The 16113-nt window shown below is 35.0% G+C and carries 14 protein-coding genes; 11 read left to right on the top strand and 3 right to left on the bottom strand.

Features of this window, described 5'->3' with window-relative positions; genetic code table 11:
* The first annotated feature begins 22 nt into the window (after positions 1-22).
* Together M0214_RS10840 and M0214_RS10845 are read left to right on the top strand one after the other, a co-directional pair.
* Positions 23-412 carry a hypothetical protein gene (locus M0214_RS10840; RefSeq protein ID WP_248722581.1) on the top strand — a complete coding sequence of 130 codons (390 nt, stop codon included), beginning with the start codon at positions 23-25 and terminating at the stop codon, positions 410-412.
* Positions 413-511: 99 nt separating this feature from the next.
* Positions 512-811, top strand: coding sequence for an HPF/RaiA family ribosome-associated protein (locus M0214_RS10845; RefSeq protein ID WP_248722582.1), 300 nt, complete (start codon positions 512-514; stop codon positions 809-811).
* Positions 812-885: 74 nt separating this feature from the next.
* On the opposite strand, the gene rlmH is transcribed toward M0214_RS10845, so the two are convergent.
* Entirely contained in the window at positions 886-1359 is a 474-nt protein-coding gene (gene rlmH / locus M0214_RS10850; RefSeq protein ID WP_248722583.1) for a 23S rRNA (pseudouridine(1915)-N(3))-methyltransferase RlmH, read from the bottom strand.
* A 128-nt stretch (positions 1360-1487) separates the two neighbouring features.
* Here rlmH and nadC point away from each other — a divergent pair, with 128 nt between their 5' ends.
* The 3 genes from nadC (at position 1488) to priA (ending at position 5802) form a co-directional block, all read left to right on the top strand.
* The gene (gene nadC / locus M0214_RS10855; RefSeq protein ID WP_248722584.1) at positions 1488-2348 is read left to right on the top strand and encodes a carboxylating nicotinate-nucleotide diphosphorylase; all 861 of its coding nucleotides are present in this window, start codon (positions 1488-1490) and stop codon (positions 2346-2348) included.
* Positions 2349-2418: 70 nt separating this feature from the next.
* Positions 2419-3345, top strand: coding sequence for a YihY/virulence factor BrkB family protein (locus tag M0214_RS10860; RefSeq protein WP_248722585.1), 927 nt, complete (start codon positions 2419-2421; stop codon positions 3343-3345).
* Positions 3346-3348: 3 nt separating this feature from the next.
* Positions 3349-5802 (top strand): primosomal protein N', encoded by a 2454-nt coding sequence (priA, locus tag M0214_RS10865; RefSeq protein WP_248722586.1) that lies wholly within the window; start codon positions 3349-3351, stop codon positions 5800-5802.
* A 153-nt stretch (positions 5803-5955) separates the two neighbouring features.
* Here the strand turns inward: priA and M0214_RS10870 are convergent, their stop codons facing one another.
* Positions 5956-6651: a LytTR family DNA-binding domain-containing protein gene (locus M0214_RS10870; protein ID WP_248722587.1), complete on the bottom strand. Its 696-nt coding sequence runs from the start codon at positions 6649-6651 to the stop codon at positions 5956-5958.
* Between the two features lie 200 nt (positions 6652-6851).
* Between M0214_RS10870 and rpsF the strand changes: the two genes are divergently transcribed.
* The 6 genes from rpsF to hisS all read left to right on the top strand — a co-directional run bounded on the left by rpsF (position 6852) and on the right by hisS (position 11090).
* Entirely contained in the window at positions 6852-7190 is a 339-nt protein-coding gene (gene rpsF, locus M0214_RS10875) for a 30S ribosomal protein S6 (protein ID WP_248722588.1), read from the top strand.
* Positions 7191-7192: 2 nt separating this feature from the next.
* Entirely contained in the window at positions 7193-7489 is a 297-nt protein-coding gene (rpsR, locus tag M0214_RS10880; RefSeq protein ID WP_130938278.1) for a 30S ribosomal protein S18, read from the top strand.
* Positions 7490-7502: 13 nt separating this feature from the next.
* Positions 7503-7955 carry a 50S ribosomal protein L9 gene (rplI, locus tag M0214_RS10885; protein ID WP_248722589.1) on the top strand — a complete coding sequence of 151 codons (453 nt, stop codon included), beginning with the start codon at positions 7503-7505 and terminating at the stop codon, positions 7953-7955.
* Between the two features lie 165 nt (positions 7956-8120).
* On the top strand, positions 8121-8990 hold the full coding sequence (locus M0214_RS10890) for a glycerophosphodiester phosphodiesterase family protein (protein ID WP_248722590.1): 870 nt from the start codon (positions 8121-8123) through the stop codon (positions 8988-8990).
* 22 nt (positions 8991-9012) lie between these two features.
* Complete coding sequence (locus tag M0214_RS10895; RefSeq protein ID WP_248722591.1) at positions 9013-9480, top strand: DUF6495 family protein; 468 nt, start codon at positions 9013-9015, stop codon at positions 9478-9480.
* A gap of 236 nt (positions 9481-9716) precedes the next feature.
* The gene (gene hisS / locus M0214_RS10900; RefSeq protein ID WP_248722592.1) at positions 9717-11090 is read left to right on the top strand and encodes a histidine--tRNA ligase; all 1374 of its coding nucleotides are present in this window, start codon (positions 9717-9719) and stop codon (positions 11088-11090) included.
* A 99-nt stretch (positions 11091-11189) separates the two neighbouring features.
* Here hisS and M0214_RS10905 read toward each other — a convergent pair whose 3' ends face one another.
* Complete coding sequence (locus tag M0214_RS10905) at positions 11190-16112, bottom strand: LamG-like jellyroll fold domain-containing protein (RefSeq protein ID WP_248722593.1); 4923 nt, start codon at positions 16110-16112, stop codon at positions 11190-11192.
* Position 16113: the final 1 nt, after the last annotated feature.

Below are 16113 nucleotides of genomic sequence, written 5' to 3' on the forward strand. Positions count from 1 at the left end.
GCAATAACAAAATTTACATAAAATGAAAAAAATATTAATGATTACTACTATACTAGTTTTTAGTGTTTGTAGTTTACAAGGGCAGAACATACGACAGGCGCCTTTAAAATCTAAATTTGATAATTTTTATTACAAAACTCCAAATGAAAAGAAAAAGGTGTTTGTGGTAGAGCGTATTACCTATGGCGCAAATTATTTTGGGAAAGATTCTAAACATTTATACCAAGTTTCGGTTTACGGGAGCGTTGGTGGTAAAAAGTATCAGGTACACCATAATGTTTCCTCAACTGGGGAATTAGAGTATTTTAGAAACGCTTTTACGAGAGCTTACAAAGAGGTGTTGCTTTTTGAGAATACACACAAGGTACAGGGAAAGACCTATCGTAACACCTCAATAGTAATTGAATATTAGGTGTCGCTTTTTTTTGTTTTTTTTATGATATTCATCACAATATAATAACAGCTATTATCGTATATTACCATTGGATTTAATTTTAAAAATAAAATCATTATGACCGTAAATTTTCAGTATGTAGATGTAGATGTTAGTGAAACACTATCAGATTTCACTAAAGACAAGTTAGACAAATTGTTTGGCAGATATGAATTTTTAATCAGTGCATCGGTTTATTTTAAACAAGATGGTAAAGATTACGAGGCCGGTAAAATATGTAATATTGAGCTGAGCTTGCCTGGACCAAGAATTTATGCAACCTCTAATGAGCACAACTTTGAGGTAGCTGTAAGGGAAACCATTAAGGATCTTGAACGCCAGTTAAAAAAACGTAAACAAGTTTTTACTACGCATTAAATAAAAAGTTACAAGGATTATAGAGCAGGCTAGAATTTTTTAGCCTGCTTTTTTTGTTGAAAAAAGTTAATTAATTATCGATGGTGGTAGGGTTCGTTTTTAAGGATAGTAAAACCTCTGTAAAGTTGCTCGATAAAAAAAAGTCTAATCATTTGATGGGAAAATGTCATTTTGGATAAGGATAACTTTCCATTTGCTCTTTTGTAAACCTCATCAGAAAAGCCATAGGGACCACCAATTATAAATGTTAACTGTTTTATACCAGAGTTCATGTGTTTTTGTAGGTAAGTTGAAAATTCCATAGAGCTTATTAACTTTCCTTTTTCATCTAAAAGGACAATCGTGTCAGAACTATTGGTCTTACTTAAGATTAATTCTCCTTCTTTGTACTTTTGCTGTTCTTCTGTTAGGTTTTTGGACTTTTTTAGATCTGGAATGATATCAATTGAAAACTTGATATAAAACCCTAACCGTTTGATATAGTTGTTTATAAGTGTTTGTAATTCATTATTATCGGTTTTACCAATTGCTATAAGTTTTATCGTCATAAAATCAAAAATAAGATTTGTTGATCATGGAATATGCATAAAAAATCAAAAAAAATAAAAATTTCGCAAAACTAAAATTTAAAAAAGTAAATCTATTTATTATTTTTGTTGCCAAACCAGCAAAAAATATGATAACACAGGAGCAGTTTGATCAAGAAGTTAGAACTATAATTGCTAATGCCATAAGGGAAGATGTTGGAGATGGTGACCATAGCTCATTGGCATGTATTCCAGAGAATGCTAGAGGTAAGGCAAAGATTTTAGTTAAAGATAAAGGTGTTATTGGGGGTGTGAATTTCGCAAAGAAAATTTTTGCTTATGTTGATAAGAATTTAAGGCTAGATGTTCGTATTGAAGATGGAACTGAAGTAAAATTTGGAGATGTGGTCATGTACATAGAAGGCCCATCACAATCAATTCTTAAGGCTGAAAGAGCTGTGCTCAACTCCATGCAACGTATGAGTGCCATTGCTACAAAAACAAGGCATTTTGTAAATCTTATTAAAGGAACTAATACTCAAATTTTAGACACACGAAAAACCACTCCTGGTATTAGAGTGCTCGAAAAGTGGGCTGTAAAAATAGGTGGTGGTGAAAATCACAGGTTTGCTTTATATGACATGATCATGCTAAAAGATAATCATATAGATTTTGCAGGCGGAATTACCAAAGCTATAGAGACTACTAAGTTGTATTTAAAAGAGACTGGAAAGGATTTGAAAATAATGGTTGAGGCCAGAGATTTAAGTGAAGTAGAAGAGATTTTAAGAAACGATGGTGTTTACCGTATACTACTTGATAATTTTGATTACGAAGACACCAGAAAAGCAGTGGCAATGATCGGGGATAAATGTCTTACGGAATCTTCTGGTAACATTAACGAAGCTACGATAAGACATTACGCCGAATGTGGTGTAGATTATATTTCTTGTGGAGCATTGACGCATTCTGTACATAATATGGACCTTAGTTTAAAGGCTGTAAAATAGTTTGGTTATCCTATTGTATTCTAAAGTCATATTTTAATAACTTTGTGTTTATCCTAAACACAGATTATTCATGACCAAACCTATTGAAGACAAACTATATAAAATTCCTGTTATAAATGTCTTGGTGCGGTTCTTTAAAAAAATTAAGCTACCTGGTTTAGAAGGGCTTTCCCTATACGATTTGTTGGAACTTTATATAATTGGTATAGCCAAAGGGGCTTTAACCACAAGAGCGAGTGCTATAGCTTTTAGCTTTTTTATGGCAATTTTTCCTTTTCTGTTGTTTGTGTTGATAATTATACCTTACATACCTATTGCCGATTTTAAAACAGACTTTTTACTTTTTTTGGATTCGTTTTTACCTCCTAATACATCCGATTTTTTTAATCAAAATATTTTTGAAAATATAGATAACTCACAGCGTGGAGGATTGTTATCTTCTGTTTTCGTGCTGTCTGTTGCGTTAATGGCTAATGGCGTAAATGCTGTCTTTTCGGGGTTTGAAAACTCATATCACGAACAGCTTACACGAAATGTTTTTAAGCAATATATGTATGCTTTGGGCATTGCGTTAATACTTGCCTTTTTGTTAATTGTAACTATTGCCTTTCTGGGATATTTTCAAATATACATAGTACAGGAACTTCTAGAAGTTTTAGATTTTGATTCTCAAAATGTATTTTGGGCCAACTTTGCTCAGTATTTCTTTTTTATTGTGATGGTATATTTGGCAACAGCTACATTGTACTATTTTGGTACTCATGAGGGGAAACATTCTAAATTCTTTTCCGTAGGGGCACTGTTTACCACGTTACTAATAATGCTGTCTTCATATTTATTCGGAATTTATATCGAGAACTTTGGACAATACAATAAGCTATACGGTTCTATTGGGGCGTTATTGATTCTGCTCTTTTATTTATGGTTAAATGCAAATATTCTATTATTAGGTTACGAGCTTAACGCATCTTTAAATAAACTAAGAAAACAATGTTAGGCTATGCGGTTTTTTATTGATGTTATTCTCCCTATACCGCTTCAAAAGCTGTTTACATATGCCATAACACAAGGCGAATCGGAGTTTTTAAAACCAGGTATGCGAGTTGCTGTTCCTTTTGGAAAAACAAAAATTTATACGGCTTTGGTTTTTAGGGTACATAACGATGCTCCAACAGCTTACGACGCTAAAGAGATTCATCAAATTTTAGATGAGTTTCCCATAGTAAATGGTTTTCAATTAGAGCTATGGCAGTGGATTTCCAGCTACTACATGTGTACATTAGGTGATGTAATGCGGGCAGCGCTGCCAAGTGCGTTTATTTTAGAAAGTGAAACTGTTATTTCAAAAAATGGAAAGGATGAAATAGACGAGTCTAATTTAAAAGACGATGAATTTTTAATTTACGAAGCTTTACACCATCAATCGTCGCTTAAAATTCATGATATCTCTAACATTCTGGATCGTAAAAATGTATTGCCTGTAATCAAAAGGTTAATTGAAAAAGAGGCAATTACTGTTGAAGAAGAGGTCTATGAAAAATATAAACCAAAATTAGTTAGATATGTTAGGTTACATGCTAATTTTTCTTCGGAAGAAGCATTACAGCGTTTACTCGATGATTTAAGTAGGGCTCCAAAACAGCGAGAGGTTGTTATGACACTTTTTTCAATATCGGCAAGCACAAAGAAACCGGTTAAGGTTTCGGTCTTAGTCACAGAAAGTGGAGTCTCATCTCAAATCATCAAAGCTCTAATCGACAAGGGTGTTTTAGAAGAATATCATATTCAAGCAGATAGAGTACAATATGAAGGTGGGGATAATGAAAGGTCAAAAGAATTAAATGAACACCAAGAAACAGCACTACAGCAAATAAAAACATCTTTCAGTTCCAATAGTGTTACGCTTTTACATGGTGTAACATCTTCGGGTAAGACAGAAATCTATGTTAAACTAATTGAGGAAACTATAGCCAAAGGTAAACAGGTGCTGTATTTGTTGCCAGAAATAGCGCTTACCACCCAATTAGTAGATAGGCTTCAAAACTATTTTGGAGAACAAGTTGCTATTTTTCACTCCAAATATTCAACTCATGAAAGGGTTGAGGTTTGGAATAATGTGCTACACAGTGCATCAAAAGCTAAAATAGTTTTAGGGGCTAGGTCGTCAATTTTTTTACCATTTAGTAGTTTGGGTCTTATAATAGTTGATGAAGAACATGAACAGTCTTTTAAACAATTTGATCCCGCACCAAGATATCATGCTAGAGATACGGCCATTGTATTGGCGGCATTGCATAAATCTAAAGTGCTGTTAGGCTCTGCAACACCAAGTTTAGAGAGCTATTTTAATGCTAAACAGGATAAGTATGGATTTGTAGCATTGACTCACAGGTTTAACAATGTGTTAATGCCAGATATAGAATTGGTAGATATTAAAGATAAGCACAAGCGAAAGCTCATGCAGGGGCATTTTAGTGACCGGTTAATAGAAGAGATTACCGAGACTCTGGAAGAAGGTAAACAGATTATTCTTTTTCAAAATAGGAGAGGGTTTTCGCCAATTGTTGAGTGTAATACTTGCGGGCATTCTCCGCAGTGCCCTAGTTGTGATGTAAGTTTAACGTACCATCAATATAGAAATCAATTACGATGTCATTACTGCGGGTATGTTACGCCTATGGTAAAAGAGTGTATGGCCTGCGGAAGTACCGATTTAAATAGTAAAGGTTTTGGTACAGAGCAAATAGAAGAAGAAGCTAAGTTGCTTTTCCCAAAAGCTAAAGTTGCTAGAATGGATTTAGATACTACCCGTGGCAAGTATGGTTACGAAAAAATTATCACGGCTTTAGAGCAACAGGAAATCGATATTCTTGTGGGTACCCAGATGCTAACCAAAGGTTTGGATTTTAGAAATGTAAAATTAGTTGGTATTATGAATGCAGACAATATGTTGAATTTCCCCGATTTTAGAGCACACGAACGTAGTTTTCAGCTTATGGTTCAGGTATCCGGTAGGGCAGGCCGAACTGAAGAAAGAGGGAAGGTGTTAATCCAAACCTATAATCCGTTCCATAACATATTACAGCAAGTGTCTAACAATAATTACATTGATATGTTTAAGGAGCAAATGAACGACAGATACAACTTTAAATACCCGCCTATTTATAAGCAGATAAAAATCACATTAAAGCACAGGGATTACAATAGGGTAGAAACGGCTTCTATTTGGTTTGCTAAATCCTTGAGGCAATTTTTTGGTGAGCTCGTTTTAGGGCCAGAGGCGCCACCAATAGCCAGGATAAGAAACCAGTTTCATAAAAATATATTAGTAAAAATACCAAAGAAACAGTCTTTAGCAAAAACAAAAGAAGCTATCATTAAAATAAATAATAGCTTCTCAAGTATAAAAGATTTTCGGTCGGTTAAAGTAATTTTAAACGTCGACAATTATTAGTAAAGCGATTTCATTTAAAAAATTTTTGCTCAAATGAGCGCTTTACAAAAGTCGCGTTAAATGTTTGCTGCTTTTTGGTTTATTACTTAAAACGGAAATAAAACTTTTAATCTGCTAAGTGAGACGTTGATTGGTTCCACCAAGCATTAAGTTTTAAATGTTATTTAAGGCATCAACCAATTGTGTTTTTTTGTTTCGGCTTAAAGGAATTTCATAAGCACCAACCTCAACATTTTTACTGTTGAATCTGTCAATCTTATCAAGATTTACAATATACGATTTATGAATTCTTAAGAATTTACCTTCTGGTAATTCAGCCTCGAAAGCTTTCATTGTAGATAATACAACCAAGCTGGTTTCTTCTGTAACTAATTTTACGTAATCACCAAGAGCTTCAATCCATTTAATATCTTTAATGTAAACCTTACGTTTTTTAAGATTACTCTTAACAAAGATGTGTTCACCTTCTTCTTCAGTTTGGTTCATTAATAAACGGTGCTGCTCTAATGCTTTCTCTACAGAAGCATTAAAACGTTCTCTTGTAATTGGTTTGTGTAAATAATCGGTAGCGTCGTAATTAAAAGCTTTGAAAGCATATTCGGTTTTACCGGTTACAAAAATAATTTGGGGTTTCTTGTTTAATACGTCTAAAAGTTCAAATCCGTTTAGTACTGGCATTTCAATATCTAAAAAGATAAGATCAACTTGATGCGTATTTAAACCATTTTTAGTCTCTAAAGCACTACTGTATTCTGCAATTAAATTTAATGATGGGTGGTTTTCCACCAACTTTACAATTGACAGGCGTTGTATTGCTGAATCGTCTACTACTACACAGTTTAAAGTCATAACATTTGTATTATTTCGGTTAAGATATCGACAATAGTACAAAAAATTCCGCCAAAAACCAAAAATCATCGATAAACAACACGATTTAACAAAATTTTAACATTTGTTACAGGGTTTACAATATAGCAATATTAATTGTTGTTTTATATGTAGATAATGATTATTTTTGCACCCAATTTTTAACAATTAAATAGATTTTTATGAATCATTATGAAACTGTTTTCATCTTAAATCCCGTTTTATCTGATGACCAGATAAAGGAAACAGTAAAGAAGTACGAAGATTTTCTTGTTTCTAAGGGCGCTAAGATGGTATCTAAAGAAGATTGGGGGCTGAAGAAGTTGGCTTACCCAATTCAAAACAAGAAAAGTGGATTTTACCACTTATTTGAGTACACCGTTGCTGGTGAAGTAATTAATGACCTAGAGTTAGAGTTTAGACGCGACGAGCGTTTTATGCGTTATTTAACTGTAAAGTTAGATAAGCATGCAGTGGCTTGGGCGGAAAGAAGAAGAGATAAACTTAAACAAAAAGCTTAATTATGGCATCAATTGATCAACAAGCAAAAGGAAAAAAAGACGGAGAAATTAGATATTTAACTCCATTAAACATAGAAACAAACAAACAAAAGAAGTACTGTCGTTTTAAAAAGTCTGGTATCAAGTATATCGACTATAAAGACCCAGATTTCTTATTAAAGTTTGTGAACGAACAAGGTAAGATATTACCAAGACGTTTAACAGGTACATCATTAAAGTATCAAAGAAAGGTGTCTGTAGCTGTTAAAAGAGCACGCCACTTGGCTTTAATGCCTTACGTAGCCGATTTATTAAAGTAAAATACCGATAACAATGGAACTTATATTAAAACAAGACGTTGAGAATTTAGGATTTAAAGACGATGTTGTAACAGTTAAGAACGGTTACGGTAGAAACTTCTTAATTCCTACAGGACAAGCTATATTGGCTACTGCCTCTGCTAAAAAGGTATTGGCTGAAAATTTAAAGCAAAGAGCTTTTAAAGAAAAGAAAATAGTTGACGATGCTAAAGCTGTTGCTGAAGCATTAAAAGCTTTAGAAATTAAAATCGCTTCTAAAGTTGGAGCTGGAGATAAATTATTTGGATCTGTAAATAATATCGATGTTGCTGCTGCTTTAGAAAAAGAAGGTCAGGAAATAGACAAAAAATTCATCAATGTAATTGGTGGTAATGTAAAACGTTTAGGTAAATACAATGCCATTATTCGTTTACATAGAGAAGTGTCTGTTGAATTACCATTTGAGGTTATTGCACAAGCAAAATAATATTAACAACAAAGTTAGTATTGCAATATATAAAACGAAGCTGCTCAAAAGAGCAGCTTTTTTTATTTATGAATGCATTACTCAAACCATGTAATACATACCTTAACAAACAGTAATAATATTATTAAATTTGCGCACCTATATATTTAGGTATAATTCAAGAGCATGAAGAATTTTTTAATTTTACTCTTACTTTTTGGATGCTTTTCTTGCAAGCAAACTACTCAAGAGGCTGAAAAAAAGCAATCTTCTAAATTATTGGAAACCTTTGCTTATAAAGCAGGTGCACCAACAATGATAAGCGCACATCGGGGAGGTAAAGGAATAAAACACTACCCAGAGAATTGTTTGGAAACATTACAATATTTAAGCGAGCGTATAGACAACATTATTTTTGAAATAGATGTTGCTAAAACTAAAGATAACGTTCTGGTCCTAATGCATGATAATACATTAGACAGAACGACTACTGGAAAAGGTAAAATAACATCACTTACTTACAGACAACTGCAGGCCTTTAACTTAAAGGATGATTTTGGGAGTGTGACATCTTACAGAATACCAAAATTCAAAGATGTTCTAAAATGGGCAAAATCCAATAACGTTATTTTAACAGTAGACATAAAAAGAAGTGTCGCTGTAGAAAATGTGGTTGAACTTATAAATGAGGTTGGTGCACAAGATATCGCAATTATAATAACTTATGATATGAAACAGGCCGAAAGAGCTCATAAAGTGGCTCCTGGACTGCTCTTGTCAGTATCTGCTAGAAATGAACAAGAATTAGACTGGTTGATTCATTCTGGTATTCCAACTCAAAACATGATAGCCTTTACAGGAACGCGTCTGTCCTCAGAATCGTTATACGATAAGATTCACTCTTACGGTATAAAAACCATTTTGGGAACTTTAGGCAATTTAGATAACCAAGCAAAAAGAAGAGGGGATTCATCTTATAAATACTGGTCTAAAAAAGGTATAGATGTATTGGCAACAGATAGGCCTTTTCAAGTGTATAAAGCCTTAAATCAATAGTTTTTCATTTTAAAATCAAACAATGAAATATTCAAGACTTACAAAAGAACAATTTGAAGAATTACATGAAGAGTTTATTAATTTTTTAGCCACTCAGCAAATAACTGCTGAAGAGTGGTCGAATTTGAAAGAGAACAAGCCGGAATTAGCTGAAACCGAATTAGACGTTTTTAGTGATTTAATTTGGGAAGGCGTATTAAATAAAGCAGAGTATTTAGAACATATTTCGGCTCAGCACATGTATTTGTTTAGATTAGGAGAAGAGAATATGCAAGCTATTGTACTAAATGTTAAAAATGATGTAGACATCACAACTACCGAAGGTTACGATTGGTTACGAAACAATTTAATGGATGAAAATGTAGAGTTCTTGCAAGCTAACAAGGATTATAGTGATGATAAAAATTTGGATAAATTTCAAATGATTGAACAAGGCGCTGTGATTACTAAAGGTGATTTGTTCAAGTATTTTGATCAGTTGATAAATTAAAACGGTCTTGAGTTTTGTCATTCCTACTGAAGCAGGAATCCACTGTGTAGGAAAATAGCAGAGGTAATCCTTTAAAATAGAGTTTTCTTAATTTAACCTAAGAGATTGTCACGCTTTTTTCTTTTTAAAAAAGCTCACAATGACGTTTTCATTATATATTTTTGTCATTCCTGCGCAGGCAGGAATCCATTTATTTAATAAAAAACAGAGATGCCTGAGTTTACAGGTAATTGAATATGGCTCAAAAACCAAGTATACCAAAGGGAACAAGAGATTTTAATCCAGAGCAAGTAGCCAAACGAAATTATATTTTCAATACCATCCGTGGTGCTTTTGAGACGTTTGGATTTCAACCTATAGAAACGCCAAGTTTCGAAAACTCAAGCACCTTAATGGGTAAATACGGTGAAGAAGGTGACCGTTTGATTTTTAAGATTCTGAATTCTGGTGATTATTTGAATAAAGCCAATTCTGAAGCTTATCATAATAAAGATTCAAATAAGTTAACCTCAAGTATTTCAGAAAAAGCCCTTAGATATGATTTAACCGTACCTTTTGCGCGTTATGTGGTACAACATAGAAATGATATTGAACTTCCGTTTAAACGTTATCAAATACAACCTGTTTGGCGCGCAGATAGACCTCAAAAAGGTCGTTTTAGAGAGTTCTACCAATGTGATGCCGATGTTGTTGGTAGTAAAAGCCTTTGGCAAGATGTAGAGTTTATCCAGTTGTACGATACCGTTTTTTCTAAATTGAATTTAGAAGGTGTTACCATTAAAATTAATAACCGTAAGATATTATCTGGAATAGCAGAGGTTATTGGAGCTTCAGATAAATTAATAGATTTTACAGTTGCGCTTGATAAACTGGATAAAATAGGCGAGGAGAAGGTAAAAGAAGAAATGCTTGGAAAAGGTATTTCAAAAGATGGAATAGATAAATTGCAACCTTTATTTTCGTTGTCTGGAGATTTTGAATCTCAAGTCGCGAGTTTAAAAGATATATTGTCTACTTCAGAAGAGGGATTAAAAGGTGTTGAGGAATTAACCTTTATTAATAAGGCTGTTTCAGAGTTAGGTCTAACAACAGCAGCGCTTCAATTGGATGTAACCCTAGCAAGAGGCTTGAATTATTATACGGGTGCTATTTTTGAGGTAGCAGCTCCTAAAGAAGTTAAGATAGGTTCTATCGGGGGTGGAGGCCGTTACGATGACCTTACCGGAATTTTTGGTTTAAAGGATGTTAGTGGTGTTGGTATTAGTTTTGGTCTCGATAGAATTTATTTGGTATTAGAGGAACTTAATTTATTCCCAGATACGGTCAATAAAAATGTTGAGGTTTTATTTATCAATTTTGGAGATAAAGAAGCGCTTTTTAGTTTGAATGCTATAAAGGAGTTAAGACAAGCGGGTGTTAGAGCAGAACTTTACCCCGATGCAGCTAAAATGAAGAAACAGATGACCCATGCCAACAGACGTAATATTCCTTTTACAGTATTGGTTGGTCAGGATGAAATTGAAAATAATCAATATACCTTAAAGGATATGGTCTCTGGAGAACAGGTTAAAGTTTCTCTCGAAGATTTAATCTCTAAAATTAAAAATTAGAAAAGAGCCTAAAAGGCTCTTTTCTGTTAAGTTAGAGTAGATTTGGGATTTACACTAACTTTAAAACTAACTCAACTAACTAAATAAACAATATCTTAATTATTTTTTCACGAGTACTTTCTTCGATATTTTAGAGTATTCTGTTTCAATATTAATTACATAATTACCCGTTGCAATCTGGCCGGCTTTATATTTTATGTAATTCTGTTTTGTATTATTGGTATTAAACTTAAACAGCGATTGTCCTAAAAGATTTAACATCTCAATAGATTTAATGAATCTTGATTCTGGATTAAGGATGATTATACTATTTATTTTGTTTGAATAGTAGACTTGAATAGGTATATGCTCCGCTTCGTTAGTGCCTAGAGTTTGAAAGTTACTAAAAGTAATCTCGAACCTGTTAAGATATTCGCCCGAGGTTAAGAACACATCGTAATTGCTCTCTTTTAAATCATGATAATAATCTAGCTCTTTATCATGTAAGTAAACCTCTAAGTTGGAAGGTGCGTTTTCTAAACTATCAATTGTTATACTATTTATGCCATTATCCTTTGTGTGTATGCCTATGGGTAATACTGTAGTTTCATCTATGTTGTCTATTCCCTGAATCATATATTTATCATCATTAATAAGCCAATACATATCATCTATTTGACTGTCGTTGTAGGGAGCATCATAGCCCCAATCATAGCCTAAAGAACTGTTTTCGTCTACGGTTGTGAGTAGCTGCCTTCTAATGGTGTTGGATGAATAAAATCCAAGTCTTAATTGTAATCTGGAATCTCCACTTGAAGTAGATTTACTCGTTAAACCAGAATTCTTTTTTCCGGGTTTTAAGAAGAGTGAGCTTGAGCCATCTTCAACTTGAAATACACGCTGACTGTTCCTAAACTTAATGATTCCTGTGTTTTCAGCTTTTACAAAAAAGCCTTGTCCTACAGGAATATAGCGTCCCGGTGTTTTTGTTGGTGTACCACCTGTTCCTACATCAGGATGGTTAGAACCTTGAGATGCAGCAGGGACACCTCCTGAGAGTGTGTAGGTGGCATAACCACCTTGGTATTCTCGTAAGATATGCGATCCACCGCCCCAGTGTTCCCAAAAATAAAGTGTTCCGGTAGTAGATCCTGTACCTTGTATGGTGTTACCATTGTCCAAAATAAATTCATGAGCGTCTAAAGCAGAAGGATAGGGATTACCTACAAGATACTCATTTCCAGAGTTTATGGTCAGGTCAATATCTCCATTATTGGGTTTACCCTCCAAAACATAGTTTTGTTCATCTGTGATTAAACCACTACCGGGACCTTTCATTGTAAAACCTTCTCCAATCTGAAGGGTTCCAGTACTTCTTACGTGTTGCCATGCCGAATAATCACCTAAAGTGAAGTTTGCAAACTTAAATATCCAGTAATCTGCTATGGTTAAAGGTGACTCAGTACCATCATAACCTGAACTGGAAAACGTAACATTGGTGAATATATCCGTGACTTTGTATGCATTATTATTTGTGGAACTGTTTGATACACCAACAGGAGAAGACCAGTAATTATAGGTGTATGTGTCTGAGGTTCCTTGTTGGTCTCTTTCTAAAGTGCCTTCGCTGGTAGGTTCCAATACACTTTCTGCTCCTTGAACTAATTGCGACTCTCCGCCTAAGTCTATTTTACCATCTAGTTCTAAATACCAACTTACATTTAATTCCGAATCGTTAGTAACGTTTAATTGACTCCCACTGGTCATAATAAGACCGGTAAGATTGTGATGCGTACTTGTTTCCAAGGTTCCATTAACTTCAATTATAGCACAGTTAGAGTCTGTATTGGTTATATCCCATGAGCTTCCGTGTTCCCAATTGTTGGTGTCGGTCCATAATCCACTGCAAGAATTTGTAGTAGCGAAAGGTAAAGGTGCCGTTTGTGATTCAATGAGCTTTGAGTTATAAATTTTTGCCCCAGTTTCGGTATCTACAGACGCTGTAGTCAGGTCATCTATAATATCATCTTTATAGGTGTCTAGTCTATAATAACGCTCAAGATTAGACCAGTTAAGAGGTGTTGAGGTTTCAGATACAGTGTCAAAATCATCAATATCTACAGGTATAATACTACCTCTAACTATACCTCCGTTATCTTCTATTTCTTGATATACCATTTTATGGATTTCGTTTGCAGTTAGAGCCTTGCTAAATACTCTAACTTCATCTATGTAACCATGAAAGTATTTGCTGTCTGTGTCTGGTTGTTTACCAATAGTGAACGAAGATGTATCTGTGTTAAAACCACCAGAACTGGGTGTTGAGGTTTCCTCTAAATTACCATTTACGTATAAATTGAAATTACCAGAAAGACAATCGCATTTAAACGTAGCAGCAAGATGAATCCATTTGCTATCGGTTAACGGAGTTGTGTAGTTTAATGTATTCCCATCTGCATAAACGGTGATGGTTTTGTCTGAATTTAATTGGATGTAGAATTCATCCTGACCCAGAATAACTTGATCTCCCGAAGCGCTAGGGTCAATTTTTATCCAAGCCATTATCGAGGCTTCATCCCAAGTATCACTAATTACCGTAGTCTCTTCGGCATAATCGTTTCTTCCGTCGAAGAATAATTGAAGTTTGGTATTTAAATCTCTTGGAGAACCAAAAAGGGCATCATCTGTATCGAATAAATCAACGATACCATCTTCATCCGAATCGGAAGTGTCGTCTATTATACCATCGGCGTCTCCATCTAAGCTGGAATATAAGGTGTTTGTTATGTCGAAATTCGTACCGTCTGAAGTAACATCCAGATAATCTGGGGTGCCATCGTTGTCTGTATCGGCAACATAATATTCCCAACCAGTTCCGGTAGAACCTTGATTGCTGTTGCCATAGGCTGTTGCCATAGTTCCTCCTTCAAAGAAATCATATAAATCTAAAATGCCATCGGTGAAATATTCAACGGTGCCATCGGAATCAACATCTGTTTCTCTTACAGTGTCTGTGTCTGCGCCGTCTCCAACGCCATCACCGGTAATATCGCCATCACCATTTTGATAATTTGCATCTCCCGAATTAGTTGCTCCCGACTCATCAACATCGAATATAGTATCATTATCACTATCTAAATCCAAATAGTTAGGAGTACCATCACCATCGGAATCTGGAACAGTATTACTTTCAGTAGCGTCATGCATTCCATTAGAGTTGGTGTCTGCCCAAGAAGCAACGCCGGTTAGAGTAGCTTTGCCTTCACTGTAGTTTCCTAATCCTGCTTCTACAACATCTGGAATGCCATCGTTATCGCTATCTAAATCAAATACATCGGCTACACCATCGTTATCAGAATCACAAAGCGTCTGTGAAATCGTGATGTCATCAATGGCAACATCATTTCCTAAACCACCCACTTCGTTATTGATAAAGTAAACATAAAATTCACTAACATTTAAGGTTAGGTTTGCAGTAAATTGGTGCCAACTACCATCTGGGTCTCCGTTAATTGAAGGCGGAATATCTCCCGTGGTTATTGATGCCAGTACAGTGCCGTTTACATCTCTAAATTCTACAAGAATATCTGGTCTTAGTCTGCTGCCAATACCGGGAGCTGTTGTTGTATCTAGATTTAATACCCAAAAACTATAGGTTATGGGTATATTAGGAAGTGCTCCTATTATCGTTGCGGTATAAAATGTTCCTGGGTCATATGAAGCATTGAACATAGCAAACCTACCATTAGTATCTCCTGCTGTATGGTCTTCACCTGTATACCAATAGGCATCTGCCCACGATGCTACTTCACCGTTTGGGGTATCGTTAGTACCGTCGCCGTCTGCAGCTTGGTAGTATACCACATACTGTCCATCACTAAGATTTATATTGCTTTGTGAGGCACAGTCTGATCCAATTGTGGTTCCGTCTTCATAACAATACGTGGTCTCAGCGTCGTATGTAGTATTAATTGTTGCTCTTGAGGTTCCTGTGCCAAAGGTTTCATTTAAAAATTTATAGTTCACTGCATTCGCTATACTTGAATTCTGGCACGAAAGCTCTTCTTCTGAGTCTAGAATACCGTCGTTGTCATCGTCTATATCTATATTGTCGTAAACGCCATCGTTATCACTATCAAAAAAGTTTTGTTGGGCACTAGCTTCTATTCTAAAGGTGTAGGTGCCCTCGTTGGAGTCGTCGTTATTAACGGTAATGTCACAGGTTTTTGTTCCAATACTCACAGAGTTAAATGTTACCGTAAACGTAGTGCTCCCAGATGCAGATACTGGAGTGGAATAAGGTGTTCCTGTTATAGAGAAATCGGTAGTGTTAGAAAGTGAAATACTAGAGATATTGAGGTCTACAGTACCACTATTATTAATTGTAAAGGTTCGTGTTATTAATGTACCAATGTTTGCTGTACCGTAATCTGTGTCATCTGTGATTGAGGGAGAAGTATCACCATTTACTATTTCGGTGCTATTACCTTGAATTTCTATTTCAGGACTGGCGGGGTATCCAGTAATTACTACGTTATCTATAAAAATATCATCTCCATTGCCTGATGCATCACATTGAATTCTAAAACGCGAATTACTTGCAAAAGTATACGTTCCTGAGTCTATGGTTTCTGAAACCGATTCCGGACTATTGTTGTTAAAATCTGTTCCACTAACGAAAGTTGCTATTGTTGTCCATGAACTACCACCATCATCGGAGTAACGAATCCAGAAATCTTCACCAGACTCCATACTATCGGCTTCATAATCGAAAGCAATTTCCACACTACCATAGCTTGTAATATCTATGTTATCTGTGGTCATCGAAGAATGTTCGTCTGAATCATCTTGAAGATTGATCATGTAGGTACCATTGGGAGTTGAAGTGTTTGTCCTCTCACAATCGTCTCCGCCATCATTCCAAATACCCCAGCCAGACTCAAAATTTTCATTGTCTATTTCGGTCTGAGAGTACGTATTAAAGTTTAAGTAAAACAATAACACGACTAATGCTATTCCATATTTTGGAATATTCTTCTTCATA

Source organism: Seonamhaeicola sp. ML3, assembly GCF_023273855.1.
Classification (GTDB): Bacteria; Bacteroidota; Bacteroidia; order Flavobacteriales; family Flavobacteriaceae; genus Seonamhaeicola.